General features: G+C 43.6%; 22 protein-coding genes. 14 read left to right on the forward strand and 8 right to left on the reverse strand.

Features of this window, described 5'->3' with window-relative positions; translation table 11 throughout:
- Window positions 1–186 precede the first annotated feature (186 nt).
- Window positions 187–855 carry a glutathione S-transferase family protein gene (locus tag BM736_RS07590; protein ID WP_076410512.1) on the forward strand — a complete coding sequence of 223 codons (669 nt, stop codon included), beginning with the start codon at window positions 187–189 and terminating at the stop codon, window positions 853–855.
- Between the two features lie 64 nt (window positions 856–919).
- On the opposite strand, the gene BM736_RS07595 is transcribed toward BM736_RS07590, so the two are convergent.
- Window positions 920–1,369, reverse strand: a complete 450-nt coding sequence (locus BM736_RS07595; protein ID WP_076410514.1) for a hypothetical protein — start codon at window positions 1,367–1,369, stop codon at window positions 920–922.
- Between the two features lie 245 nt (window positions 1,370–1,614).
- Here BM736_RS07595 and BM736_RS07600 point away from each other — a divergent pair, with 245 nt between their 5' ends.
- The 6 genes from BM736_RS07600 to BM736_RS07625 all read left to right on the forward strand — a co-directional run bounded on the left by BM736_RS07600 (window position 1,615) and on the right by BM736_RS07625 (window position 7,725).
- Window positions 1,615–2,358, forward strand: coding sequence for an ABC transporter substrate-binding protein (locus tag BM736_RS07600; protein WP_076410515.1), 744 nt, complete (start codon window positions 1,615–1,617; stop codon window positions 2,356–2,358).
- Between the two features lie 214 nt (window positions 2,359–2,572).
- Window positions 2,573–3,202, forward strand: a complete 630-nt coding sequence (locus BM736_RS07605; protein ID WP_076410517.1) for a LysE family translocator — start codon at window positions 2,573–2,575, stop codon at window positions 3,200–3,202.
- Window positions 3,203–3,399: 197 nt separating this feature from the next.
- Window positions 3,400–5,085, forward strand: a complete 1,686-nt coding sequence (locus tag BM736_RS07610) for a winged helix-turn-helix domain-containing protein (protein WP_076410519.1) — start codon at window positions 3,400–3,402, stop codon at window positions 5,083–5,085.
- Window positions 5,086–5,342: 257 nt separating this feature from the next.
- Window positions 5,343–5,903 carry a hypothetical protein gene (locus BM736_RS07615; RefSeq protein WP_083699932.1) on the forward strand — a complete coding sequence of 187 codons (561 nt, stop codon included), beginning with the start codon at window positions 5,343–5,345 and terminating at the stop codon, window positions 5,901–5,903.
- A 22-nt stretch (window positions 5,904–5,925) separates the two neighbouring features.
- Window positions 5,926–7,062: a DUF4405 domain-containing protein gene (locus tag BM736_RS07620; protein ID WP_076410520.1), complete on the forward strand. Its 1,137-nt coding sequence runs from the start codon at window positions 5,926–5,928 to the stop codon at window positions 7,060–7,062.
- Window positions 7,063–7,221: 159 nt separating this feature from the next.
- Window positions 7,222–7,725 (forward strand): VF530 family DNA-binding protein, encoded by a 504-nt coding sequence (locus BM736_RS07625; protein WP_076410522.1) that lies wholly within the window; start codon window positions 7,222–7,224, stop codon window positions 7,723–7,725.
- A 97-nt stretch (window positions 7,726–7,822) separates the two neighbouring features.
- Here the strand turns inward: BM736_RS07625 and BM736_RS07630 are convergent, their stop codons facing one another.
- Window positions 7,823–8,527, reverse strand: a complete 705-nt coding sequence (locus BM736_RS07630; protein ID WP_076410524.1) for a helix-turn-helix domain-containing protein — start codon at window positions 8,525–8,527, stop codon at window positions 7,823–7,825.
- Window positions 8,528–9,399: 872 nt separating this feature from the next.
- On the opposite strand from BM736_RS07630, the gene BM736_RS07640 reads away from it, so the two are divergent.
- The 6 genes from BM736_RS07640 (at window position 9,400) to BM736_RS07665 (ending at window position 16,841) form a co-directional block, all read left to right on the forward strand.
- On the forward strand, window positions 9,400–9,975 hold the full coding sequence (locus BM736_RS07640; protein WP_076410525.1) for a hypothetical protein: 576 nt from the start codon (window positions 9,400–9,402) through the stop codon (window positions 9,973–9,975).
- 238 nt (window positions 9,976–10,213) lie between these two features.
- On the forward strand, window positions 10,214–11,833 hold the full coding sequence (locus tag BM736_RS07645; protein WP_076410527.1) for an HD family phosphohydrolase: 1,620 nt from the start codon (window positions 10,214–10,216) through the stop codon (window positions 11,831–11,833).
- Window positions 11,834–11,845: 12 nt separating this feature from the next.
- Window positions 11,846–13,759 (forward strand): adenylate/guanylate cyclase domain-containing protein, encoded by a 1,914-nt coding sequence (locus BM736_RS07650; protein WP_083699934.1) that lies wholly within the window; start codon window positions 11,846–11,848, stop codon window positions 13,757–13,759.
- Complete coding sequence (locus BM736_RS07655; RefSeq protein ID WP_256717755.1) at window positions 13,701–14,234, forward strand: hypothetical protein; 534 nt, start codon at window positions 13,701–13,703, stop codon at window positions 14,232–14,234. The genes BM736_RS07650 and BM736_RS07655 overlap by 59 nt, the downstream gene beginning before the upstream one ends.
- The gene (locus BM736_RS07660; RefSeq protein ID WP_076410530.1) at window positions 14,231–15,085 is read left to right on the forward strand and encodes a M48 family metalloprotease; all 855 of its coding nucleotides are present in this window, start codon (window positions 14,231–14,233) and stop codon (window positions 15,083–15,085) included. Before BM736_RS07655 ends, BM736_RS07660 begins: the two co-directional genes overlap by 4 nt.
- Window positions 15,086–15,359: 274 nt before the next feature.
- Window positions 15,360–16,841, forward strand: a complete 1,482-nt coding sequence (locus BM736_RS07665) for a carbon starvation protein A (protein WP_076410532.1) — start codon at window positions 15,360–15,362, stop codon at window positions 16,839–16,841.
- 109 nt (window positions 16,842–16,950) lie between these two features.
- Here BM736_RS07665 and BM736_RS07670 read toward each other — a convergent pair whose 3' ends face one another.
- Window positions 16,951–17,577, reverse strand: a complete 627-nt coding sequence (locus BM736_RS07670; RefSeq protein ID WP_076410534.1) for a LysE family translocator — start codon at window positions 17,575–17,577, stop codon at window positions 16,951–16,953.
- A gap of 218 nt (window positions 17,578–17,795) precedes the next feature.
- Here BM736_RS07670 and BM736_RS07675 point away from each other — a divergent pair, with 218 nt between their 5' ends.
- Window positions 17,796–18,683, forward strand: a complete 888-nt coding sequence (locus BM736_RS07675; protein WP_076410610.1) for a LysR family transcriptional regulator — start codon at window positions 17,796–17,798, stop codon at window positions 18,681–18,683.
- 164 nt (window positions 18,684–18,847) lie between these two features.
- On the opposite strand, the gene BM736_RS07680 is transcribed toward BM736_RS07675, so the two are convergent.
- From BM736_RS07680 to BM736_RS07700, 5 genes are all read right to left on the reverse strand, one after another.
- The gene (locus tag BM736_RS07680; RefSeq protein ID WP_076410536.1) at window positions 18,848–19,126 is read right to left on the reverse strand and encodes a peptidylprolyl isomerase; all 279 of its coding nucleotides are present in this window, start codon (window positions 19,124–19,126) and stop codon (window positions 18,848–18,850) included.
- A gap of 158 nt (window positions 19,127–19,284) precedes the next feature.
- Window positions 19,285–20,670 carry a DUF3943 domain-containing protein gene (locus BM736_RS07685; RefSeq protein ID WP_076410538.1) on the reverse strand — a complete coding sequence of 462 codons (1,386 nt, stop codon included), beginning with the start codon at window positions 20,668–20,670 and terminating at the stop codon, window positions 19,285–19,287.
- A 499-nt stretch (window positions 20,671–21,169) separates the two neighbouring features.
- A complete protein-coding gene (locus tag BM736_RS07690) occupies window positions 21,170–21,520 on the reverse strand; it encodes a hypothetical protein (RefSeq protein WP_076410540.1) in 351 nt (116 codons plus the stop codon).
- 379 nt (window positions 21,521–21,899) lie between these two features.
- Entirely contained in the window at window positions 21,900–25,025 is a 3,126-nt protein-coding gene (locus BM736_RS07695; protein ID WP_076410542.1) for an efflux RND transporter permease subunit, read from the reverse strand.
- Window positions 25,022–26,338 carry an efflux RND transporter periplasmic adaptor subunit gene (locus tag BM736_RS07700; protein ID WP_076410544.1) on the reverse strand — a complete coding sequence of 439 codons (1,317 nt, stop codon included), beginning with the start codon at window positions 26,336–26,338 and terminating at the stop codon, window positions 25,022–25,024. Before BM736_RS07700 ends, BM736_RS07695 begins: the two co-directional genes overlap by 4 nt.
- Between the last annotated feature and the right edge of the window lie 37 nt (window positions 26,339–26,375).

Genomic DNA, 26,375 nt, shown 5'->3' on the forward strand with positions numbered 1-26,375 from the left:
ACTTGGTTCGTGTGAAGAGAATGTCGAAAGTGGCTTATCTTGTGATGTGCTGCGTATTTTTCATAATAAGGTTTGCGTTACTTAGAACGAAAATAGCGATATTTATCCATCCTTTTCCAATAGCGTTCGTCTTATTCAATGTAGATAGCCAACCCTTATATAAAGCAGCCGATGCGAGAACCGAATATGATCAAACTTATTAGCTTTAAAATTTGCCCTTTTGTCCAGCGAGTCACTGCAGCGTTAACGGCTAAGCAGATCCCCTTTGAAATTGAATATATCAAGCTTAATGCTAAGCCTCAGTGGTTTTTAGATTTAGCACCAAATGGTCAGGTACCGGTACTGATCACTGAGTCAGGTCAGCCCCTGTTCGAATCAGATGCCATCATTGAGTATATCGAAGATGAGTATGGCCCCTTAGAGGGCGGGGTGAGTAATGAACAACGTGCTCAGGATAGAGCGTGGAGCTATTTAGGGGCTAAAAATTACTTGGGTCAATGCGGCACCATGAGGAGTAAAGATAAACAGACATTTACTGAACGTTCAGAAAAGCTGATTGCAGCTTTTGCCAAGGTTGAGAATAAACTGACTGGCAACACGCAGTTTTTTAAATCAAATGAACTCAGCAATGTCGATATTGCCTGGCTGCCGCTATTACACCGTGCAGCCATAGTGAAAAAGTATACCGATTACGATTTTCTTGATGGTTTACCTAAGACTCAAATGTGGCAGCAGAATGTATTAGCTAGTCTCGCCATAGAGGGCACTGTGTCAGAAGACTTTGAGCCACTGTTTCGAGATTTTTATTTAACCAATACCTATCTGTCTAATGTCTTGGCAGTTTCACAGGGATAAAGGCGACTAACCTGTTGAGGTTTGTGCCTGATGCCAGTGCATCAGGCACCCAATAGAAGTGGCATTACTTCAATAGAATCTCACGCATCCTGTATTCGCCCGTTAAGGTTCTAACTTCTGGGTACTTAGCGGAGATTTTATTGGCCTGCTTTTCATCCTCTTCACTCCATTTTTTCATAAAGGCGGCATATTTTTTCTGATTGGGTTCCAGATCGGCCGCATTATCAAAAGTGACAATCAGTAGCATATTGAAGTCACCACTGACCGATAGATCACTGGCGTAAATTTTCCAATCTTTAATAAAGCCTAACTCCTTTTGAATCTTCACCGCTTTTACCCAGCTCGCGCGTAACCCCGCTAAGTAGATATCACTCATATTGGGATCGATTTTGACTGTGGTCATTGCCATGATCTCAGTGCCTAAATCATAATCTTCATAAACCTCTAATCGTTCTTTAGCCGTGACGCCATAGCTTAGTAACAAGCAGAGTAAGGTAATGATTGTTGCTTTCATTTTGTGTGCTCCTATCAATTGGGTATCTTGTTTCAAGCTGTTCATTGAAACAAATGCCGACTAAGTATAGGTGAGCCTGATAAAGTCGCTTTGGCTTAGCATTAGGTGCTGCTATAGATGGCCTTACTTTCAATGTGTAGCAATAGGCGAGTAAGAGTCTGTTGCAGACATTGACGTATGCACCGCTATTGGCTGTACTTAGCAATATATTTGATGTTGGTTTGAACTGAGTTATGCGCCTATCAATGAAATTGAATCTCTTTGCTACTTGCCTATGCGCTGCGTTGGTGAGTGGTTTTTTATGGGCTGATGAGACGCCTTTGATTGTGAGCTATGGGGCTCACAATTCAGAACCATATGCGGTTTTAGAGGTTAATCAGTTAGTTGGTGGAATCATCAAAGAGATTACCGATGAGTTAGCCGATGAGCTGGATGTTGACCTCGTCTATGTGCAAACACCAAGAAAGCGAATTGAGCGTTATCTAGACACAGGCACCGTGCATCTGGTGTTGATATCTAATCCTGAGTGGTTAACTCAGGGGAAACAATATCAATGGAGCATGCCCATCTTTCAAGATCAGGATATTTTAGTGGTGAAAAATAACAACCTTAAACAGTTAGAGAAGGTTGAAGATTTGAAGGGAATGAATCTAGGCACCAACAGAGGTTATGTTTATCCCGCTATAGAACCTATGTTTGCCAAAGGTGAGGTCTCTCGTTCAGATGTGCGCAGTATAACCTCAAATATAGCCAGGCTAGAGTTAGATAGAATTGATGGTTTTATTGATTCTAAAGTACTCATTCACTACGAAATGCAGCGTAAAACTCATGAGCTACAGCTTACAGAACTGGTGGTTAGTGAACACAATATTCACGCGGCTTTATCCCACCATGCGCCAATTACTATTGAAGCGCTTAATGAGGCTTTAGCGCAACTTCAAAGCAGAGGTGTCATTGAAGCCGTTCTTTCCAGATACTCACCTCACTAGTCGATGTTAATAGCTGTGCTGAAATTGTAGGGCTAATTTTCGCTATGTTACATACCTGCATTAGATACTCCTAATGGCTTGCTCTCAAGGTTTTTTGAGCGGTATAGTACTCAGCTTCGACTCGTTTTATTGATGCTAAGCAGTGTGTATTACTGTAAACGCTCAAGCTGCAAAAAACAGAACTTATGAAAGCCGATTAATAAGGTATGACGTTATGTCCATTGAGAGCGCGATAACATTTTTTATCGCTATGTTTATTTTTGGTATCACACCAGGCCCTGGTGTATTTGCAATTTTAGCTCGCGCTATGGTGCAAGGTCCTAAAAAGTGTGTAACTTTAGCTGCAGGCATGGTGACCAGTGACCTCATATATCTTATTTTTGCCTGTTTTGGCTTGGCAACCATAGCGGAGAATTGGGCTGAAGTGTTTGTTGTTATTCGATACCTAGGGGCGGCTTACTTAATCTACTTAGGTTATAAGATGTTCAAAGATTTGCCTCAGGTAGGTGATGAAGTTAATAGTCAGATCAAGGAGTTGCAAGCGAGCCGACCTGCCGCCAGCTTTATGCAGGGGCTATTAATTTCAGCCTCAAATCCCAAAGTGATTCTGTTTTATATCTCTTTTTTACCGACTTTTATCGACTTAACTCTGTTGAGTGCCCAAGATATCTTACTGGTTTCTGTGCTTTCATCCAGTGCACTTATTGCAGGTCTTATGCTTATTGCATTGGGGGCGGGGAAGTTGGCCAAAACCTTAAAGACACCGCTTGCGCATCGGCGCCTTAATCAAGGTGCGGGGAGCATCATGATCGCCGCAGGCTCTTATCTCGCTATCAACAAATAAATCATTTTGAGCTATGAATACAAGGTTTTAAATCGATGTGATTACTCAGTCATTGCGCTTTTATAGGAGAGCAATTTATAAGGGGAATGGCAGCAATAAGGTTTGCTTACTTTTAATACCTCAAGATGATATTCACTAATTCTTTGAACTTACGTACAATTATCGTCGCTAAATAATGGATCTATTAAGGCGCTTAATTGTCACAAGTATATAAGTCTGCGGGTTTTGACATACTTCCCCTTGAAGGAAAGGTTTTCTTTCAAGGCGTAACCGTTAAAATTCGCCCCAAAACATTCCAGCTGCTGATGCTATTAATTGAGACGCAGGGGGAGGTTGTCAGCAAAAGCACGATACTGAGTCATGTTTGGGATGATGTCGTTGTCGATGAACAAGTGATTTTTCAGTCAATTAAAGAGCTGCGTAAGGCCTTTAGTGTTGCGGATGTGATTAAGACATTACCCAGAAAAGGTTATGTTTGGGTGGCGCAGGTTGAGTGCATTAATTCCGATAAGGACAGTGAGCCCAGAAGAGCCGATAAGCCTGGTCAAAATCGCCAAGATGATACGTTAGCTAACCAAGCAAGGACTGCCGAGCAACACGCCCCCTCAAAGCGCGCCCTTTCACTAAATGTAATGCTAAACAAGGTTAAAGCTCATAGGAAAAGCCTAGTCTTAGCGATGACTGTCACTATTTTGTTAGTGGCAGCTTTATTGAATCTTACGATTTTTACTGAGCCAAAGTTGCCAGCGCTTGCAGGTCAGCCTCTAGCTGAGTTGGATAAGCCCTTGGTGAATTCACAGTCATTAACGGGCGCAGTGGTTATCTTACCAATTCAGAATCAAGTGTCAGATACGCATCAAAAATGGGTGAGATATGGTGCGATGGATCAATTGATCCACCAACTCAAACCAACAGAGCATTATGGTGTGCTTCAGGCCGATGACGTGCTTGAGGTGATGAAGCGCGCTGATATGCCTTTAATTGAATTGTCCCATCAGCGCGCCGATATTGACAGATTGTTCACCGTTTCCGGTGCTAGCTTGATTGCTGATATTAAACTGACAGGCACGCCGGGGGATTATCAGTTTATCTATAGTCTTCACACTAAAGATAACATTAAGCGTGGCGTACTCGTCCACTCGCAAATTGAGTTAGTGATTAATGAAATGGCTGGGGTGATTAATCAGCATTTGGGGCAAACTCAGCAGCGTGCTCCTTTTGAATACCACACAAGCTTTGCCAACCAGATGCTAGCGTCTGCCTTTGAGTTTCTGCACCGCGGCGACGAATTATCGGCAGAGAAACTGCTCAAAAGTGCATTAGTGTCAGAGTCAGATAACCTTGCTGCAAGGCGTTTATTAGCTCAGGTGTTGGTGCATACTAGGCAAACCGAGTTAGCTGCAAACGAGTTAACATCGTCCATCGACCTTGCAAGGCGTAAGGCAAATCAGTTTGAGCTTGCACGCCTTAGGTTTTTGTCTGGGGTCAATGCACAGCATAATCAGCAATTCGATGAGTCTATCGCGATACTAGAGCAGGCTAAAGAAGATGCTGAATCTGTTAAAGATTGGCTCTACCTTGGCTATATTCATGAGGCGATGGGCCGAGCTTATCAAAGTAAGGGGCGGTACGCTAAAGCTGAGGGGCATTATCAACTCGCTATGGAAAAGCATCAGATTATCCAGTGCCCCTATGGTTTGTCGGTGGGCTTACTTAACCTGTCTGAGTTGAGTGTATTACAGGGTGACCTCAATGCTGCCAGTAACTTGGTCGAGCGTTCACTGAGCTTGATCAACACCAGAGAGTTAAACTCGATAAAGCCCCTTGCCGAAAACCTAGCGTTAAAAATATCTCAAATGGGTGATGCTGAACATCGACTCTGAAAGGGGGGAGGGCTGTTTACTCAAGTTCCTCTCGTCGCTGGCTAGTTAAGACCAGCTGCACGCAAGTTCCTATTAACTCAACTCTCATATCCACTCCTACCCTCATAATTCACACTGTCGTTTAATAATAAAAGTCTATATTAATCAATTGTTTTAGATAGTTTCAGAAACTTTCAGTCGTCTTGTCTGCGGTTTGGCAGCAATCTTGTGACCAGCTAAATTCCTTAGCGAATTATTGACTCAGGGAGTTCATATTAATGAGAGTGATAGTCATGGTTTTGATTGGGGGGATCTCAATTGCAAGTGCGTTTCTTGCTCAAGGGAGATCAAGTGTGCCACACAGTGAAGTTAGGCCGAAATACTCACTAGAGGAGGGCACTTTGGTACAAGATGAGGACGCTGAGATCTATAAGGTTATCGTGCAATTTCGAGATGCAATCACACACAAAGATCCCACGCTTTTGTTTTCTACTTTGCATTCAAACACCATTCCCTGGTTAGGTATTTTTGCCGATGACAGTCTGGCATTTATGCAGATAAAAGAGCCGCAGATAACTAAGGTCCAGAGCAGTGATCCGGTTGCGTTTATGGATTGGATTATCGCTCAAGAGTCAAAGGTTGAAGAGAAGTTCTGGAATATACAGATCACGCAAGACAGGCATATCGCCACTGTTCATTTTGACTACAGTTTTCATATCGGCGAGCAAAAAACGAATTGGGGACAAGAGTCTTGGCAGCTGATTAAAACGCCCCAAGGCTGGAAAATTAACTCAGTGATCTACTCACTCAATATTCATCAAACAGCACAAGATGTGTAGTTGACCTTTAAAAGGAGTTTATATGTCATTTATCAAAAAGTTCAACACGCGCAGCTTTGTCAGTTTAACGATTTTCTTATCATTTTCAGTCATCTTGATCACCTCAGTTTTGATGTTCATTAATAAACATCAAACCTCGATTGCGTTATTGCACACCATTATTGGCTTCGGTTTATTGCTGATTGGATTTTGGCATTTAAAAAATAATTTTTCGCCGTTAAAAAATCACTTCAGATGGCGGTTTGGCAGAGATAAAACCTCCACTAAAAATATGGCACTACCTGTAGCTGTTTTTCTGTTTACCTGTCTTGTGGTCTTATCGCTTAATCAATTTGCGCCGCTATTGGCGGTCTATGAGTGGGGGAATACACTGCGAGCACAGGATGCTGGCGCGCAGCGAACTGAAATTGTGTACCAAAAGCTTGATAAGGAGCTGGCAAACCATCAAGGCCCGAAAATATCCATCGATCTGCGCACTGGGCCTTACTTTCTTTGGCCTCAATACGCCATCTGGGCTGAAACCATAGAGGGGGAGTTCATTCAACCTATCTATGTGACTTCGGCTCTGGCTAAAAACAACTTTGTTAATAAAGTCACTAAGAAAGATAATAGTCTAGTGTTTGATACTAACCTTATGTTTTCAAACAAGGTTAAACCAAGTGAGGTGTTTAACTTTAGTGTAGATGAGGCGACTAAAGATCAACGCATTCGGCCTGAGTCATTGCCAGTATTTCTGCACAAATTAGGTAAAGAGACTGTTGATGGCTATTTTGTGCCGACAGAGGGGGAGTTGCTCATTGATGCATATACTGGTGCGACCATGCTCGATAGTTTTTTACTGGCGACACGCCTAAAAGACACTGGCTTTGATAAGGTAAAAATTAGGTTCGAGATTAATCACTCTTTTGATTTTAATGAGTATTACTCCAGCGATCGTTTTCCTAACGATGAGATCTATTCGGGAAATGGTTACAGTGCCCAGCCTTCTATCATCTATGAGGCGGTGATAGACCTGAGCAGTGATGCTACTAAATACTTCCCGATGGCGTTGATAGGCCAAGGCCATCATTCTGGTCAAAATGGTGAGATTAATACCGATGTCAGCAAGTTAACAACAGCACTTGAATTGGTCGACCGAATTATAGTTGAAGTGGAATAGTCCTACTAAATTCAATGGCTAATCAGTGTTTGATCTATCAGTTAGCTTGAGATATTACGCATTTTTGCACACACCTGATGATTACTTAGGTGTGTGATTGTATTTCTTGTTATTATTAGCGCATAGAGAAAATATCTGTTTATACGAGTTGGATACCCTATGATTGAACAGCAGCAAAACAACCCATTACACGGCTTGGGCTTAGAGACTATGGTCACTGAGTTAGTCGATTTTTATGAATGGAAGATACTATACGCGGCGCTGCGTTTAGAGTGTTTCAATAGTAATCCCAATATGGCAGCTTGCTTAAAGTTTCTTAAAAAGACCGAGTGGGCCAGAGAGCGAGTAGAGAACTTTTATCTTTATCGTTTCAAACGTATGCCAAAGGGAGGCGCTGCTCAGTTTGAGCTTAAGCCTCGCGAGCGTGGTTTTGCCGATGGAATAGTGCCGCGTAAACCGGAAGAACTGACGGTGGAGCTCGTTGATGAGATGCGTGCTAAGGCTACTGCTGATTATGAGGAGATGAAGCGTAATAAGAGCCAAGGCCGCCCTCGTTACGGCAATGATAAGCCAAGAGCGCAAGATGGCTATGTACAAAATAAGCGTTCAAATGCTAACAGGCCTGCCCCCTCTCAAGACCCGAAAAATCCTTGGGGTAAGTAATTCTGTTTTTAGCGTCAGCATAATAGGGGTTGCTAAATGCGCCCCTTTTTATTGTTAACCTCATTATCCCCAACTGAAATGTTTAACAGCTAACTGCTTAACTTTTCATGTCGCCACTCTCTATCTTTGTTTTCAGTGGACGTATTAAACATTCGCAGAAGATCACGGCGTAAAGAAAAGGTAGCACGACGACGGGCACTGAGAGTTGCAGGCTGGGCAACAGTAACTGAGCATCGAGTGGTGATAAGACCGTACTGTGTATGATTGCTATTGTACCAATGAGGGAGATAATTAATGCCCCCGCATAGCAAAAAATGATCTGGCTCGAGTAAATCTTAGTTAAGTATTTAGCCGCATTGCCGCCTAATATATCGGTAGCAAATAGGTATTTTAGGCCAGTTATCGCTCGTAAAAGCCCATCTAGTCCGAAAGACAGTGCGGTTAACAAGTAGGTAATACTTAAAGTAAATAGGACTGTAGGCCCATCTAAGTAGTGATCAACCTCTGATGTCAGGTTGAACAAAGACACTAGCGCTGAAAAAATAGCGACTAACACTAGGGCACCTTGCATGACTCTTCTCCTTGTATAGTTTACTTTTATATCAGATTGGGCTGATGTTAAATCACCTGGAGTCACCTCAAATGCGGATGCTAAAGCTAACGTCGACTCCGCAGAGGCATTGCCCTCATTTTCTATACGCTGAATTGTGCGAAGGGATAACCCCGTTGCTTTAGCTAACACTTCTTGAGACCAGCTTTTATCTTTTCTTAATTGCTTTAGTTTGTTTTTAGAAATCTGCACTGTTTCGGCTCATCTATCTCACAAATGAATGACTAAGGTTTAGCACCTTGGGGGCGTCTATTGACTAGATGGTGGGTATTTCAGGGGGATTTGTCGAGGAATTTATGCCGCCACTTTTACGACATTGTTTTAAAATCAGTGTTTTAGGCTTGTTTTAGGGCTTTGCTTTATTAGGGGAAGCAATGTTAGTCGATCTCGTCAGTGACGACGATAGGTGTAGGCTCAAACTCTTGATTCACTTCCTCTTGGTTGAGGTTGTGCTCGCCGAAATACATCATTAAAAACAGTAATAGATAGGTTTCCATTAGATATCCTACTTAGAATAAAAAGAACAAAGAGACACAGCATATAATACCAATCAGTATAAGAAAGTGATCTACTCAGAGTAATTTTTGGCAACTAATTCAAGGCGAGTAGCTGATGGAATGGTTATTCCCTTGTGAAGCTATTCAACGAAGAAGTAGGCAGCCAAAAACACTCCTGAAAGGCGAGTTTTAGCGCTGCATATGCTGTGTTAACGAGCTAGAACGTAGAATCACTATGCACTTCACTCGTTGCCTTGCCTCTGAAGCGCTAAACTCTCGCTGAGCGAGCACATCTTTATACTGATTGGTATAACGAGATTCGATACAGCACTCAAGCAGAAAGGGTCTGTTTGTCCTCTCAATTGGCACATAAGATAGCAATAATCAATTGAACACAAGCTGAATAGGCGTCTTGGTTAGCTAATAGCATTGAGTAAAAGATTTAGTTTTAAGTTTACGCTAAGACAGTTGCGAGTTTTAATCATGATGGAGTAAACATATATTTTTCAAAGCACTGTTATTGAATGCAGTAATAAATAGTGGCACTATTCGAAAAAAGGAATTTGTATGTTTACTAAAACTTTAAAGTCACTCAAGGCTTTTAATGAAAGCGAAAGCTTAGCCCCTCGATTTGTACTGACCTACATTGTCATTTGGTCCCTCTGGCATAGTCAAATATTCACAAGCTTTATTCTGACCAGTGGCGACTTTATCACTCGCTTCGATGCCGCATTGATCTCTCTGGAAAGTAATCAGTTTATTTTGGTTTTCTTCTTTACCTGTTTGTTTTTTAGTGGGCGAATTGGCTACTTTATTTTAAAAAATAAAGCGGATGAACTACTTGAGAAAGAGAGTGAAGTTGATCTGCAAGGAGGCAGTGATCAAAGGTTTGCTAAAGCTGATGATGTTCAGCGTTTGATGACCATGATCTCAACACTTAAAGAAAAGCTAGCGCTAACTCAAGAGCGAGAAGATAAAGCTAACAATGAAAGAAAGCTCGCGATTAGCAAGCAGCTTAAACTGCAAGCTGAGATCGATGATATGGCGGCCGACATTGCATTATTAAATAGGGCTAACGAAGAGTTGAAAGCTAGGCTGGTTAACGCTGAAAGTAAACAATCGGCAGCATTAGAAATGAGTTAATCGCTTCATTGTACAGACTTGCGTTACCCATAAAGGCCCTGAATTGATATTCAGGGCCTTTTGCTTTTTGGGCTATCGTTTTGCTAGTCATATTTTGTTTCATAGTTAAGTGAAATTTTCATCTAGTAATGACGTGTAAGTTTGACGATGTCTAAGAACAGGTCTATATCAAGTAAGGCAGGCTGTAAAAACATACAAAAGATAAGGCCTGAGCCTATTTCTTAGCGTGGTTTTAAATATGTCTGAACTCAGCAATAAACAGATTGAAGATCGATTGCATCATCTAACAACACTCAGTATCGCACTCAATGATATTAAGAATGTTCAGCTACTCCTTGAGAGGATATTACAAACGGCGAAGAGCATTACCAATGCTGATGGCGGTACCTTATATCGTGTCAGTGCGGATAAAAAATGTCTTGAGTTCGATATCTTGCTTAATAAGTCTTTAGAACTGCACTTTGGTGGCAGTCAAGAAAAGTCAGATAAGATGCGAGCTATCCCGCTCTTACTAGATGATGGTGAGCCTAACTTAGAGGCTGTAGTGGCGTATGCCGCTAACCGTAAAGAGTCGGTCAATATCGAATATGTGTATGACACACCGATTTTCAACTTTTCCGGAATGCGCAGGTTTGATGAGGTTTATGATTATCATTGCCAGTCATTGCTCGCAGTGCCTATGTTAGATCATAACTCAGAGTTAGTTGGCGTATTGCAATTGATTAACTCGGTAGACAGCATTACTGGAAAGATCCAAGAATTTGATACAACAGATCAGTTATTTATAGAAGCGCTCTCTTCCCAAGCGGCTATAGCTATCACCAATCAAGACCTGATTTTACAGCTAGAAAACCTTTTAGAGTCACTGGTTAATCTCATCAACATAGGTATTGATGAAAAGTCTGCCAATACAGGCAGACATTGCCAGCAGGTGCCTAAGCTCACCATGATGTTGGCTGATGCAGTGCAAAAGGCGCAAGATGGCCCGTTGAAAGATTTCTCTATGTCTGAAAATGAAAGGTATGAGCTTTGGCTTGCAGGTATGTTGCATGATTGCGGCAAGATCACCACGCCGGTACACGTCATTGAAAAGGCGACAAAACTACAAACCATTTTTGATCGCATCGAGCTTATTAATACCCGCTTTGAGATTTTAGGGCGGGATGCTGAAATTCGTGCTTTAAAAGGGCAGCTAAATAATAGCGCTTCACAGCAATTTGCACAGGAGTTGCAAAACGAACTTAAGCAGTTGAACACTGATCGCGCTTTCCTTGCTCATGCCAATATAGGCTGCGAGCGCATGCAAGATGAAGATCTAGCTAGGGTGCTTGCGATTGCTAATAAGTCTTGGGTTGACTACCAAGGAGAAACACAGCCACTTTTGACCGAGAATGAGGTCGAAAATCTGATGATACGTGCAGGCACATTAACGGCAGAGGAACGTACCATCATCAATAACCATATCTCTGTCACTATTCGTATGCTCGAAGCGCTTCCTTGGCCAAAGCACCTGCAAGACATTCCTGAATATGCTGGTGGCCACCATGAGCGTATGGATGGTAATGGTTACCCCAGAGGATTATGCAAAGAGCAGATGTCGGTGCAAGCAAGAGTGATGGCGATTGCCGATATTTTTGAAGCTTTAACGGCACGAGATAGACCCTATAAAACGGGTAAAACCCTGACAGAGTCATTAAATATTCTTGGTAAGTTCAGCTTGAATGGCCATATCGACCCCGATCTTTTTCGCATTTTTGTCAGTGAAAAGGTTTACCTACAATATGCTCATGAGTTTATGGACAGCGCCCAAATTGATGATGTTGATGAGTCACAGATACCGGGATATTTAACTTCATAACAAGCTGGGACAATGAAAAAGAATAGTCACTTTCTTAAAATATTTACGCTGGTTTTTCTGATAATAGCCGGTAGTGAAATTATGTGGATGAAAGGGCTACAACCATTAGAGCTAAATCTCTCCGATTATTTTGTTAGGTTACATGCGCAGAATATATTGCCGGATAATGACATTGTTATTGTCAATATCGATGATGCAAGTTTGGCTCGAATGGAGGGTAAAGTGGGGAGCTGGTTCTGGCCTAGGTCGGTTCATGCAGAGATGATTGCAGGGATCAGTAAGCAAAAGCCCAAGGCGATAGTGTTTGATCTTTCCTTCGTTGAGCGAGATCTCTATCGACCAGAGAGTGATGCCTTGTTTAATCAAGCGTTAGCAGATAAAGATAATATCTTCTTTGCGTTGGTCAGGCTCCCCGCCGAGCAAGATTCTAATGGGCCAGAGCTAAAGGCCATCGCAGATAAAGTTGGGCTTATCCGAACTTCAGATGCGGTTGACGATGCAAGAGCTGCACTTATGCCTCCCTTAGCCATAGATCCAAAATATTGGCGCGTTGGCTCGGTAAACTTCGTTAATGATAACGATGGGGTTGGCCGTAACTATGATGTCTACCAGAATCTATATGGCTGGTTACTGCCATCACTGCCTGCGAAAGTAGTTAGTGATCTTGGTTACCCAGTCCCCACTCTCGATGAGATTATTTTATCTTGGCGCGGGCAGAAAAATCCCTATCAAAGACTTTCCTATGCAGATCTATACGATGATTTTAATCGCGAAAAGTCATTAAGATCTAGCTCTGAGCTCACTGATAAAATAGTTGTTATTGGAGCCGATGCGTCGGCGTTGCATGATATCAGGGTTACCCCTATCGATAGCTTATATTCCGGCTTGGATATTCTAGCGACCGCGATTGATAACTTAAAAAATCAAAGATATATGAAGACAGCTCCTGCTTGGGCATATCTTTTGTTTTGCCTTATCTCAGTGATTATCGTGTCTCAATGCTTTCGGTTTAAGGTCAATGCCATTGTAGTCGGTGGTTCACTGCTTGGCGGGACATTGTTGAGCCTGTTAGCCAGCTACCTATTACTTGATGGCCTTATCCTACTTCATATGCTTACTCCGCTTCTTTTGATATGGCTATATTATTTTACCTTAGAGCTGCGGGAGTACCTGATAGAGCGCCAATCAAGAAAGAGAACCATAGAGTTATTTAGTCGCTTCGTGAATCCATTGGTTGTGAATGAGCTGGTGTCCAATGAAGGGCTGAGTAGAGAGGGGGAGAGCCGACAAGTCTCAGTGTTGTTCTCTGATATTAGGGGCTTTACGAGCTTGTCAGAAAATCGCACTCCTCAGGAGGTAGTAAACTTATTGAATCGATACTTTACCCTGCAGGTTGCCGTAGTGTTCAAGCATGGCGGGTCATTAGATAAGTTTATTGGTGACTGTATTATGGCTTTCTGGGGCGCACCATTAGACGATGAAGAACACGCTAAACATGCCGTTGATGCTGCACTGGAGATGGCACAGGTACTACAAGAATTTAAACAAGAGTTAGGTCAACAAGATGCCGATTTTGATGTAGGGATAGGAATACACTCAGGTCCTGCTGTTGTGGGATTAATCGGTTCTGATCAACGAAAGGAATACACAGCCATTGGCGACACAGTTAATTTGGCCAGCAGAATAGAGGGTTTAACTAAAGGAGTCTCTCGGATACTAGTCTCAAGAGACACCATGGACCTTTGCCATGACCACTTTGATTTTAAGCCTTTCGGTTCTTTTAAAGTCAAAGGCCGGGCGCAGGACGTTGAACTGTTCAGCCCCGGCGAGAGAGGGTTAAATGAAGCGAATACTGATAAAGAGAATAGTGTTGAAGAGCAGAGTAAAACTAACTTGGTTGCTGCCACTGCTAATCGCGGTAACTAGCACTGGGTTTGCACAAGAAAAAGCCAGTGTAGTTCGTGATACTAAGTTGAAAGAGCGGCCTTATACGGATGCTGCAACCTTAAGTATATTGAAAGCGTCTCAAAGTGTTGATGTGATTAGCAGGCAGTCAAGCTGGCTTGAGGTGCAGGCTGAGCCTCTCTCTGGTTGGGTGAAGATGTTCAGTGTTCGTTACATTGGGCAAGAAGCTCAATCTGAAGATGCTTTTGCGGGAACCAAGCAGGTATTTAATTTAATCACCACTGGCAGTAGCGGAAGTACAGTAACAACGGCCTCTCGTGGTTTAGATGAGAATGGCTTTTCAAACCCAAACCCCAACCCTAGAGCGTTTGAGCTCATGCAAACTTTCAATATTTCTCAGCAAGATGCCAAGTCCTTTGCTCAGGATGAAAACTTGAAACAGCAGCGGCAAGAATATGTGAATGGATCAGAACATTCTGCAGGAGATAAGTCATGAAGTTAACTATATCCGCGCTATTCATTTGTGTTGTTTTTGTGTTGTTTGCTGGCTGTTCAACTCAAGGGCTAGTGATAAATAATATCGATATTGGTAAGAGCCTTTCCGCCCTTGGACACACTTCCGATGCCTTAACTGAGATGGATCAAGAGGCTGAAATACGTCTGGGGCAAGAGGTGGTCACTAACCTATTGGGGGTGGCGCCACTATTACAAAATCAACAGGTGCAAAAGTACGTTAACAGTGTGGGTCGCTGGGTGAGTATGCACTCAGAGCGTCCCGATCTTCCTTGGACTTTTGCCGTTCTCGATGATCCGACAGTTAACGCCTTCGCAGCGCCTGGAGGTTATATAGTGATCACTAAGGGCTTGTTGCTGAGAATGAATAATGAAGCAGAGCTTGCAGGTGTGTTAGGCCATGAAATATCTCATGTGCTGCAGAAGCACCATTTGAATGCGTTAAGAAAAGCCAGTGGCATGAATGCGCTGTCAGATTTAACCAGTGTTGTATTGACGGCAAAAGAGGAAAGTACTGAGTCAGTTAAGCTGATTACTGCAGGTACGGAGATATACACTCGTGGGTTAGATAAAGCCGATGAGTATGAGTCAGATGCAATGGGAGTTGTATTAGCAGCAAGAGCGGGGTATGACCCTTATGGATTGCCGGCAGTATTACAAAATTTGCAGGTGATCAATCCTGATGATGCAGGCATCGCTATGATGTTTAAAACCCATCCCTCATTCGATGCGCGACTGTTACGTTTAGATGAGGATATGGGCCAAGATTTTGATAAGTTTTATCAGCACCCATTAGTACGGCAGAGGTTTGTACACGCGTTATCGGGTCTCTAAGCTGTCACTGTTTGAGCTGAGAACATTTTTAAAGAAATTGTTGAGAGTGAACAATCAAAGGCGCTAGGTTTGCGCCTTTGTTACTTTTAAGGTCGAGCCTGCTTAACAAGTGAAATTTGTGAACGTCTTTACAATCTTCTATAAAGCCCTGCCCACTTAGCTATAAGCCTATTCAAGCCCTACTTTGGTATAACATATTGTAACTTGACCTGATGATATAACTCACAGACACTCGTTAGTAAATATGCCCTCAATGTATGGATGATTATAATAAATGTTACTATTTTTTATCTGCATAGGCTCGTTGTTACTTGCCTATAAGTTCTACAGCCCCTTTGTAGAGCGTCAAGCTGGCATTAACCCCAATGCCCAAACCCCACAAACCCGCTTCGATGATGGCGTTGACTATGTCAAAGTTCATCCGGTCAAAGCATACTTAATTCAATTTCTTAACGTTGCTGGTGTTGGCCCAATATTCGGTCCAATCCTTGGTGCGCTTTATGGTCCTGTGGCGCTAGTCTGGATTGTACTGGGTAATATTATTGGTGGCGCGGTCCACGATTACTTCTCGGGTGTGTTAAGCATTAAAGAAGATGGTAAGAGTTTACCTGAGATCGCAGGGCACTACTTTAACGTGGTCTTTAAAGGGGTCATGTTGGTCTTTACCGCTATGCTGTTGTTCTTCGTAGGTGTCGTGTTCATCATGAGCCCGGCAGGCTTATTAAGTAACCTGGATTTCTTCGAAGGAACTATCTTTGCCCATAATGCATTTTGGGTATTGGCTATTCTAGCTTACTACTTCTTCGCGACTCTGCTTCCAATCGATAAGATCATCACTAAACTTTACCCTCTGTTTGGTTTGCTAATGATTGTGATGACAGTTTCTATCGCAGTGGCATTGATGTTCAATGCGCCGCAGCTGCCAGCCCTTTCAGAGATCAAAGGTATTTTTGATCATAACCATTACGATAATGTGCTACTGGCGCCAAACCCTGATGGACTGCCGATATGGCCGCTACTGTTTGTGACTATTACTTGTGGTGCAATTAGTGGATTTCACTCGACCCAAGCGCCTATCATGGCTCGCTGTCTGACTAACGAGAAGTACGTTCGCCCAGTTTATTACGGCGCTATGATGTCTGAAGGTATTGTTGCTTGTGTATGGGCTATGGCGGGTATTGCAGCCTTCCCAGGTGGCTATGTTGAGCTTAAAGAGATACTCGATCAAGGTGGACCAGGCATGGTGGTTAACCAAGTCGCAACCACTTACTTAGGTGTAGCTGGTGGTATTATGGCCATTATCGCTGTGGCTATTTTCCCGATCACCTCAGGTGATACGGCATTTAGATCGCTGCGTCTAACTATTATCGATGCCTTTAAGATCCCTCAAAGCATACGCAACCGTCTATTAGTTGCACTGCCTATTCTGGTCATCGCTTACTTTATGACTAAGATCGACTTCTCACTTATCTGGCGCTACTTCGCCTTCTCAAATATGCTGCTTTCAACCAGTGTACTTTGGCTAGCGACTAAGTACCTATTCGATCGCGGTACCTTCCACTGGATTGTGAGCTTGCCAGCCATTGGCGGAACTTGTGTTACTGTGTCATACATAATGACAGCGGGAATAGGTTTTGGTTTAAGTCAGTCACTGGCACAGCCAGTTGGTATCGCAGTCGGTGTGGTATCGCTTATCGCACTCATCCTTGCACACCAGAAGCGTAAAGGTGCTGACAAATCAGAGGCTGAAGCTTAGCCTAAATCGATAAGCTAAATGTAAACGTCTAAAAAAGGGCGGCACTGAGTGCCGCCCTTTTTGATTCAAAAATTCTTGCCTACTGAGCTTATTGGAGAGGCATTCAGGTTTATGGTTTCAACCCGAGTACAAGACCAAAAATGACCAGTCCCGCCCCACAAGCTTGGTTGATTCTCTGTTTCATTCTATTCAGGTGCTGCTGTAGCTTTTTAGAGGTGAAAATGACTGCTACCAGCGCAAACCAAGCAGCGTGAATGGCAATCATATATCCGCCGTAAATAAGTGCTGTCATTTGACTGCTGGGCTCTGGAGTGAGCAGTTGACTAAATATACTCAGGAAAAAAAGCATAGTTTTGGGATTTAACAGGTTACACAAGAATCCCTGTCCGATAGCTGCCATTGAAGTACTGCCCGATTTAACCTCACTCTCCTTGTTACTCGGCAGACTCGCAGTTTCTTGGTTCGCCGTCATAAGCCCCTTAATACCGAGGAATATTAGGTATCCGGCACCCGCATAGCGAATAAGGTTAAACAGCAAATCATTCTGTGATATTAAGTAACCAATTCCCATCATCGAGTAGCCAATATGTACTGTAATGGCGAGGCTTACTCCTAATGCTGTCCACAGTCCGATATTACGGCCGTGATTTAGGCTGTTTCTGAGTACTAAAACAAAATCAGCGCCTGGGCTAATAACGATGAGTAACCCAAGTATTGCCATGCTTATCCATTCCATCACACTATTCCTCTTTAGTTATTGTTATAAAGTTTATTAATCCACTGTCTCAAAAGAGCAGTTCAAAAAGTAATTCAAGAGAGTAATTCAAGAGAGCAAATCAATAATGCTCTGGGTTGTTACTATTCAGTAGAGAGATTCTAGGGGGCTATTGTATGGACAATCATGGCTGTTTATAATCGATTTAACCTCCCTTGATGTGTGAGTTAAATTCACCAATGAGACATCTGAAAGCATTCCATACGTTTCATGTTGCTGCCAGCTCCACGAGCCATAGAGAAGCCGCCAGTAAACTATCCATTACCCATGGCGCTGTGAGTAAGCAGATAAAAGTGCTCGAAGCTTATTTAGAGCAGACACTGTTTTATCGTCAGGGGAGGCATGTTTATCTGACTAAAGAGGGGGAGCTGTTAAAAGAGTATACCGAGCAAGCCTTTCAAACATTATCCCTTGGCGCTGCCAGAGTGCGTCAGTCAAACCAGTCTTTTTTAGAGGTGTCCTGTGAGCCGACATTAACCATGCGCTGGTTAATGCCACGCCTATCTGAGTTTCATCAAGACACCCATGCAGATGTCCGGCTTTCAACGGCTGGTGGCCCTGTGGTATTGGGAAGCTCTGGATTATCCTTAGCAATACGTCGAGATGATTTTGCACTGCAACAAGATCATAAAAAAATTCATCTTGTGGAGGAGTGGGTGGGGCCAGTATGTTCACCAAGCTATTGGCAACAGATCCAAGACGATCTTAGCCAAATGACCAAACTGCACAGTGAGAGTCGATTATCAGCTTGGCAGGATTGGTTGTCCGATGCTGAAGCCGGACAGAATTTTGGCTCCAGTGAGCAAACATTTGCCCACTTCTATTTTTGTGTTCAAGCCGCTGTTGATGGGCTAGGTGCGGCAATGGGGTCTTACCCTCTGGTTGTCGACGATTTAACACAGGGACGTTTAGTCGCGCCCTTTGGTTTTATTCGCTCAGGGCATAACTATGTGGTGTTAAAGCAAGAGTTACAGCAAGTGTTACAGCAAAAAGGTGACAGCGAGCCATTAGAAGCGCAGTTTATCGCTTGGCTGCAGTCGGCCTTGAAAGACTGCATTCCATTGTAATGGCGCAGGCGCTGAGAGTTAGCTAAAAGTTAGCTGAGCGTTAGCTCCGAGTCTTCGAGTACGCAAACACGTTGGCTGCGAGGTAAGCGTAAAGCCTGTTCTCTGAGTCTACTTGTTTAAAGACTTAGGGCAGTGCTCGCAATCGCACTGCGACGTACTTTTTTCTAAGTTCTATAAAGTACTTTAATCACATGCCAGCCGAATTTGGTCTTAACTAGGTGCGGGGTTATCAACTCACCGGTAAAGCAGACTTTATCAAATGGCGGTACCATAGAACCTTTCTTGAACTCACCTAAGCTGCCACCTTTCTTACCTGAAGGGCAATTTGAGTGTTTCTTGGCGAGTACATCAAACTTAGCACCTTTATTCAGTTGCTTAATAATGTCTTCGGCCTGCTCTTTATGTTTGACCAAAATATGAAGTGCTGCTGCAGTTCTTGCCATGATGTCTGTCTTTGCGTCGAGAGTTAAAGAGCTATTATATCACTGACAAGATGCCATAGGCTATGAGCTCTAGGGTATGAGTGACGAGATCGTTTAGCACTATGGCGTACGCAGGCTCACTAAGGGGGACAAAACGCTAACCTTTGCTATAGCCAATGTTATAGCCAACCTTCACCTTGACCGAACCGATACACGAGTTGCCCTGTTACTAACTTATCGCTGGATGAATGTTTTGCACTGTAGTGATTTTGCCAATCGAGTTGTAATGCCCAGTTTGCTGAAAGGCGGTAATGCGCACCAACTCCTGCATTAACTTGAAACGTTTTTGTGTTTCTATCCATTTCACGCATCGACTCTCCAATACCTGCTGTCAAATAAGGTCTTAGGGTGTTTTGGCCATTAAAGTAATACTGGCTATCTAAGCTGTAGTTTTCAAAAGTAACTTTTTGGCTTGTTTTCTGTTCGGTTAATTCTCCGCGAGCATAGCTTAAACGAGTTGAGAAATTCCGAGTGAAATACAAGCCTAGTGTTGCACTTGGTACCCAACCCGCTTCTATCTCCCATGTTTTATTAGGGGATAAGTAGCTGCTACCAGCAGAAAAACCAACTATACCGAAGTGAACGGGATCATCTATATGTTGATATTGCCCATTATGGTGACGGCCTACTCCTGTATTAGCGCTACCAGCACCTATTGAATACTGTACTTGTAACTGTAGCTGTTTATCGACACGGCCATTATCTAGTTGGACTTCTGTTAACCCCATATAACCAGTGCCTGCTTTTATCACATCACTACCAAATAAGTTATTAACGCCCCGCCCAAGAGAGTCGATAGGGTCTAGAAAAAATAGGGCGGTATCACCCAAGCGCTCTGAGCCCCAAATAGTTCCTCCTCTTTGAATTATTTCTCTCTCTTTATGAAATGCCCATTCACCATAGACCCAGCCCAGTACAGGGGTAACGACTAAGTCCTGAATTGATGGGGTTTCAGCAAATGCTTCTACACCGTACTCCCAGTAAAAGGTCGACATTAAGAAGGAATACATAAAAGAGTCCCACTGACGATAACCGGACTTTCTAGCAGCTTGATAGTAAACACCACCAAAATAGGGATGACCAATATAATTGATTGCTACGTGGTCTCTATCCCAGACGGGGCCACTTTTGACATTGTCCCACCATTTCTCGTGTAATCGCTCATCACTTTTTTCCCAGTTAGTGATTTCACTTGGAAGTAATGCAAGAAAGCCCGCAAAGCCGACACCATAGGCGGCAACGGAGGTTGTTTGAGACCAAAGTCTTGCTTTGTCCTCGCCATTCTCTGCACTAAAAAGAGACACTGAATATGGGTTGCTATAAACAGCTTCCTCCCTAATAGTATCTTCCCAACTCGTGTTGGTGATACTGGGGCGGTAGATGTCTGACTGGCTATCTGCATCTGCTAACATTGGCTCAGAAAAAGCATGAGAATATGAGGTTGTTGCTAGTAGAGCGATGGTCAAAATACTTTTTTTGTAGCAATTAATGAGGTGCTTATTCACGGTCGTCTCAATTTAATTCAATTAGATTAGGATGTGTTGTGGGGGCTTAACTTACGGCTAGATTATTGTTTACTAGTTAATAAGACGATGAATTAGAGAAATTCAATTTTGGATTCGCTTTAGTCACAAAGTATCAATTGTGTAAAAAATTCTGCTAGCCAAATAGGGCTAAGCAGAGGAGTGAAAAATATGCGAGCAGGTTTAAGTCTTAATTAAATGAGACTACTCAAAGTGGTTTTTGAGGTGAAAAATACTGATTGTGCTGCTGAATTATTAGTTATAAATCAAATGAGAGTCAGCTGTGACTCGCTAAACTAAGGCTGACATTTGGTGAACAATTGTTCATTCGAAAAGTGCACGGTGTAGAGCTATTAAAGTTGGCTACAAATTCGCTAAGGTTCCCCTTTGAATCAGTACTTACATTAAGTTGTACAGGGTTTCTTTGATCAAACTGTACAACCAGATCTGTAATGTAGTTAGATGGGGAAAAAGACGCCGTTTAAGCTCGGTATCGACAACCTAGTCGATGCTTTAAGTTATAGCGAATCACCTCGTTGATATAGTTTCCGCCGAGGCCAAATCTATCGAGCCAATATATATCGACCAAAAGGTGAATATCATCAATTAACTCTTCATGTTCTTGTATCGTTAACTTCTCGATATTTTTAGGATAATTTTCAGATACATCTAAAAAAAACACCCTTTCTTGATTCTTTAAGTATTGAGCGATTATGCTGCTACAGGACGCTAGACTGACTTGTTGGTGATGAAGATAAATAAAGGCTTCTCCCTCCCCCTCATCTAAGAGAGGGTAGTGACGTCGATTAAGTATTATTCCTATAGGCTTCATTGTGGTTACCTCGTATCCTTTAGTGATGTGAAGCTGATTTCTCGGAACATTATTTGTTGTAGGCATTTTCAATACGATGAATTTGAGAAATTCAATTTTGGCATAGGGAGTGCTAAAACCGGGCTATTTATAGGAAAGGTTTGAGTGATTTCTATATCACCTTATGCAGAATACCCGCTCTCAAAATGACTGGTTAATGCTCATGTCTTGTCATCGCTAAGTCATAGAGGTACTTAGAGAAGCGACCAAACAAAGGGGGGGGATTTGTGTATTTGAGAGAAGTAGAGCGGCTAAGCTGCGAAACAAGAAACTCCTTCCTCGAAGCAGCTTTACTGCGTACTCGAAGGCGCTTTTTAAGCCGCCTTCGTCGCCTATGACCTTAACTCGTTACAGCTTCCTCATCGCTTAACTCTTGATGCTTCCGGATAAAGCCAAAGTCGGCCAAGATAGCGTAAGCACAAGGGATCGCGAACAGTACCAGTAGGGTTGATGCGAAAATACCAAACACGATTGAGATAACAAGAGGTTTGACAACCTGCGCTTGTAAACTGGTCTCTAATAGCAGCGGAAGCAGGCCGGCAGCCGTAGTCAGCGAAGTTAAAAATACCGCCCTAAACCGTTCTCTACTGGCGTTGACCACAGCTTCATGTACGGTATCGCCCTCATTGATATGGTGCCGTATATACTGGACTAAGAGTATCGAGTCATTCACTACGATGCCCGCCAAGGAGACAAAGCCCATAACAGATGGCATAGACATGCTATAGCCCAGCAGGTAGTGGCCCCAAATCACGCCAATCAATGCCAGAGGAATGGCTAGCATGACCACAAACGGCTCAATATAGCTGCGGAACTGGAAGCTTAAAATAGCGAACAGACCAAACATACCGATAATAAAGCCTTGGGCCATTGATGAGCCTGTTTTTGCACTCTCTTTGGCTGAGCCTTCGAAGTTGATGCGCAGTTTAGGATAGTCTTGTGCCAGCTTAGGCAGAAACTCATTATTGGTTTTAGCTAAAATCTCACTGCCATTAGCGGTGCGATTATCAACCTGTGCAAACACAGTAACAGTTCTTAGGCTATCTATACGCTGGATCCGCACAAAAGAGCGCTCAAAGGCGAGATTGGCAATGGCTGATAAAGGCAACTGCTTACCATCGGCTAACATGATGGGGAAGTTGGACAGGGCTTGCAGATCGCCTGCCTCCTGCATGTTCAGTCTCACCTCAATCTTAATATTTTCAGGGCCAACCTGAATCTCATCGGCTGTTTGACCATAAAAGGCGCTGCGAAGCTGGTTAGCAATTGTCTGACCATCGACGCCATAGGTCTCAGCGCCAGGTTTTAGGCTCACCATGATCTCCTCTTTACCGGGGCGCATATCATCCATGATGCCATTGACCCCAGCAAACTCACCCAGATAACTTTGTAGCTCAACAGATGCCATCTTGAGAGAGTCGATATCATCACTTTGCAGGCGGATCTCAATATCACGTCCACCTGGGCCCATTTGGGGCTGAGTAAAGACCATAGATAGAGGCGCTGCTTGCTTGCCCATATTGTCACGCCATGCACTGATAAACTCTTCAATTAATGAGTTACGTACTTCGGCCGTGAGCAGGTCTAATCGCACTGTCGCAACATGAGGCCCTGACTCGCCAGCATCGGCGTTAAAGTTAAATCTCGCGGTAACATGATTAAGCAAAGGGGCTGGCTCATTATTGTCTTGGGTAAACTGCTCAGCGGTTTGTTTCGCTGTTTCAATTAACTCATCAACCAGTTTCTGCGTTTCACTTAGGCTAGAGCCTGGTGGCAATATCAATCTGGCTTCGGCGACATTACCATCGAGTTCAGGAAAGGGGACAAACTTAACCATACCGCCAACCAGCAGGGCGATGGAGATGAGCAAAACACCGAAGGTGATGCCCACTGTGGCGTAGCGCCACTTCACCGCGAAGCTAACCGCACGCACGAGCTCATTATTTTTAAACTGATCAAAACGGGCAAGAAACTTCTGTTTAAACTGCAGCGCTTCACGCTCTTTATGGTGCTTAGATAGCGAGTGATTAAGATGGTTGGGTAGAATTAAAAAGGCTTCTACTAAGCTAATAATCAGCACCATAATCAGCACTGTTGGCACTGCTGCGAGTACCGCACCCATCTGGCCATCAAGGAAGAGCAAGTTACCGAAAATAAGTACGGTAGTGATAAACGAGGAGATAACCCCTGGTGCGACCTTTTTTACCCCTTCGGACACAGCCTTGTGGGGAGGCAAGCCTTTATCGACATGAGCGGCGATTGATTCGGCGATAACAATGGCATCATCCATCATGATACCAATTGCCATTAATAAACCGACCAGGCTCATGATATTGATAGAAACGCCAAACAGGCTCATTAGGAACAAGCCGCCCATAAAGGCGACGGGAAGGCCGGCTGACACCCAAAATGAATATCTGAGGGAGAAGAATAACCACATGGTAAAGAAGACTAAAACGATACCTTGAGCGCCATTGCTCAGCATCATGTTGAGCCTGTCTTTAAGCAGAGATGACATGTCATTGGTTAAGGTCAGCGTTACTCCTTGTGGTGCGACTAAGCGTTCAGCTTCAACGAAAGCCTTTACGCGATCCTTAATCCTTAAGGCATCTTCAGCTTTGTTTTTCTTGATATTTAATATGGCAGCACTGCTACCATCAAACCTGATCTTCTCCTCATCAAGGGCAAAACGGTCGGTGATGGTTGCGATATCACCTAGCCTGACCTGACTGCCGTTACTGTTAGAGGAGATAATGGTTGAGGCAAGTTCCGTTGGTGTGACTTTTCGTTCGTCGAAGCGTATTAGCAGGTTTTTGTCTTCAAGTTCAATGTTACCCGCTGGCATTTTTACATTTTGACGTCCCACTTTATCGGCGATATCACCGGCCGTGAGCCCCATGCGTCTCATATCGACTTGGTTTAGCTCAATGCGGATCTGATGATCTGAGAAGCCGGAGACTTCGACTAGGCCCACACCATAATCAATTTTTAAACGGCGCTTGAGATCTTCGGCATAAGCCTTGAGATCTGGCATGCTAGCATCAGCCGAAATCGCGATATCAACCACGCGTTCAGCCCAATCTAACTCCTTGACGATTGGTGGCTCAATTTGGGCTGGAAAGTCTTTAATGGCATTGATTTGGGTCTGCACATCAACCAAGCTGCGGCCCATATCCGCTTCAGAGGTCATCTTCAGCGTAAGCGAACCAATTCCCTCCTGTGCGTCACACTTAACCTCTTCAATATTATCGAGTCCATCGACAGCATCTTCCATTCTGAGGCAGAGACTCTCTTCAACCTCCATTGGGGAGGCGCCGGGGTAGACCACTGAGGCTGTGATATAAGGTGGAGCAAATTCAGGGAATGTTTCACGCTTTATCTGGCCAACACTGGTGATACCCATAAGTAACAGGGTGAGCATCATCAGGTTTGCTATGGTGGGGTGGCGAGTGAAATATTCTATCACTTGGCATTCTCCACTGCGGTTAGCGACTCAGTGGTAATTAACGCCATGCCAGGCACTGCAGGGATGAGATCGTTAAGAATTAACCTGTCGCCTTGACGGATCTCTCCTGCAATCGCAACCATTTCATCTCGTCTGAACAGCACCTCAACAGGGACTATGCTAAGAGAGTTGTCACTGGTCATCAGGTAGATTTTATCGCCATGCAGGGCTTTTTCTGTCACCACAAACTGTTCAGAGGCTGCGCCTTCGATAGTGGTCGAAACGAACATACCATTAGTGAGCGGCGGCTTAAGCGGCAGCTTTAACTGTTTCACACCTTGATCAACTTCTACATAAACCCCCACAGTTGCTTGAGTAGGGTCAACCGTCTCTGATACTCGAGTGACTTTTCCAGGCCAGTCAAAACTGAGGCCTGAGGTATTGAGGCTAATGTCAGCATTAAGTTCGAGCTTTTCTATGTTAGGTAGATTATCGCTAGTCGTGACTCGGCCAATGCTACGCATCAGTATGCTCATATCACGTAGAGACAGCTCGGCTTTTATCTCAACTGTGCCGAGTCTATGGGCTGCAAGCATCACTTCGCCAGTACTAACCACCTGATCTTTTTCAATATTGACCTCTGCGATACGTGCATCGAAAGGTAAAATCACTTGAGTATTATCGAGATGGCGCTGTGCATCTTGTGCTTGTGCGATATCAACTTGAAGCTGTGCTTCGGTTACTAAGCGATCTTCAGGTAGCAGCGTCAGTGAGCTCTGTAGATCTTGTACCAGCTTACGTTGCACCAAAAGGGCCTGCTTTTGCGCCTCGACATCAGAGCTTGAGACTAAGTTGCGTTTTTTTAGGGTCAGCTTTCTTTGATATTCCTGATCAACCAGTAACAGTTTTTGCTCCTCAATCTCTAGGCTGACTTTGAGGTTGACCTCCTCTTGAGTGCTGCGGCTTAATTTCGCTTTGGTCGCACTGATATTGGCCTGAGCCTGAGCAAGTTTTAGTTGATACTCGAGAGGATCAATTGCAAGTAGTAGTGTCCCTTTAGGCAGTAAACGACCGCTTTCTAATTGCGGGTTTCGGTAGGTAAGTTTACCGCCAACTTGAGCGACGCCTTGCCAAATATGCTTAGGAGACACCCGCCCAAAGCCTTTGACTTTTGGTGCCACGCTCTGCATCTCTAGCGGCATAATATCAACCAGCCTTGCATTACTGTGTTCACTGACCACAGGAGGTGCAGGCTTTAACAGCACTGCTAATATAATGGCAAATACACCGAGAGCAACACCAGGGATCAGTAGGCGTTTCCTGTTTTCAATCATCGAGGGGATCCTGTTTAGCATGTTTAAAGTAAGCCTT

The sequence above is a fragment of the Shewanella sp. UCD-KL12 genome (genome assembly GCF_001957125.1).
GTDB lineage: Bacteria > Pseudomonadota > Gammaproteobacteria > Enterobacterales > Shewanellaceae > Shewanella.

Coding starts and splice junctions, on each gene's coding strand:
- BM736_RS07590 (WP_076410512.1), top strand. CDS start 187: ATGATCAAACTTATTAGCTTTAAAATTTGCCCTTTTGTCCAGCGAGTC.
- BM736_RS07595 (WP_076410514.1), bottom strand. CDS start 1,369: ATGAAAGCAACAATCATTACCTTACTCTGCTTGTTACTAAGCTATGGC.
- BM736_RS07600 (WP_076410515.1), top strand. CDS start 1,615: ATGAAATTGAATCTCTTTGCTACTTGCCTATGCGCTGCGTTGGTGAGT.
- BM736_RS07605 (WP_076410517.1), top strand. CDS start 2,573: ATGTCCATTGAGAGCGCGATAACATTTTTTATCGCTATGTTTATTTTT.
- BM736_RS07615 (WP_083699932.1), top strand. CDS start 5,343: ATGAGAGTGATAGTCATGGTTTTGATTGGGGGGATCTCAATTGCAAGT.
- BM736_RS07620 (WP_076410520.1), top strand. CDS start 5,926: ATGTCATTTATCAAAAAGTTCAACACGCGCAGCTTTGTCAGTTTAACG.
- BM736_RS07625 (WP_076410522.1), top strand. CDS start 7,222: ATGATTGAACAGCAGCAAAACAACCCATTACACGGCTTGGGCTTAGAG.
- BM736_RS07640 (WP_076410525.1), top strand. CDS start 9,400: ATGTTTACTAAAACTTTAAAGTCACTCAAGGCTTTTAATGAAAGCGAA.
- BM736_RS07645 (WP_076410527.1), top strand. CDS start 10,214: ATGTCTGAACTCAGCAATAAACAGATTGAAGATCGATTGCATCATCTA.
- BM736_RS07650 (WP_083699934.1), top strand. CDS start 11,846: ATGAAAAAGAATAGTCACTTTCTTAAAATATTTACGCTGGTTTTTCTG.
- BM736_RS07660 (WP_076410530.1), top strand. CDS start 14,231: ATGAAGTTAACTATATCCGCGCTATTCATTTGTGTTGTTTTTGTGTTG.
- BM736_RS07665 (WP_076410532.1), top strand. CDS start 15,360: ATGTTACTATTTTTTATCTGCATAGGCTCGTTGTTACTTGCCTATAAG.
- BM736_RS07670 (WP_076410534.1), bottom strand. CDS start 17,577: ATGGAATGGATAAGCATGGCAATACTTGGGTTACTCATCGTTATTAGC.
- BM736_RS07675 (WP_076410610.1), top strand. CDS start 17,796: ATGAGACATCTGAAAGCATTCCATACGTTTCATGTTGCTGCCAGCTCC.
- BM736_RS07680 (WP_076410536.1), bottom strand. CDS start 19,126: ATGGCAAGAACTGCAGCAGCACTTCATATTTTGGTCAAACATAAAGAG.
- BM736_RS07690 (WP_076410540.1), bottom strand. CDS start 21,520: ATGAAGCCTATAGGAATAATACTTAATCGACGTCACTACCCTCTCTTA.
- BM736_RS07700 (WP_076410544.1), bottom strand. CDS start 26,338: ATGATTGAAAACAGGAAACGCCTACTGATCCCTGGTGTTGCTCTCGGT.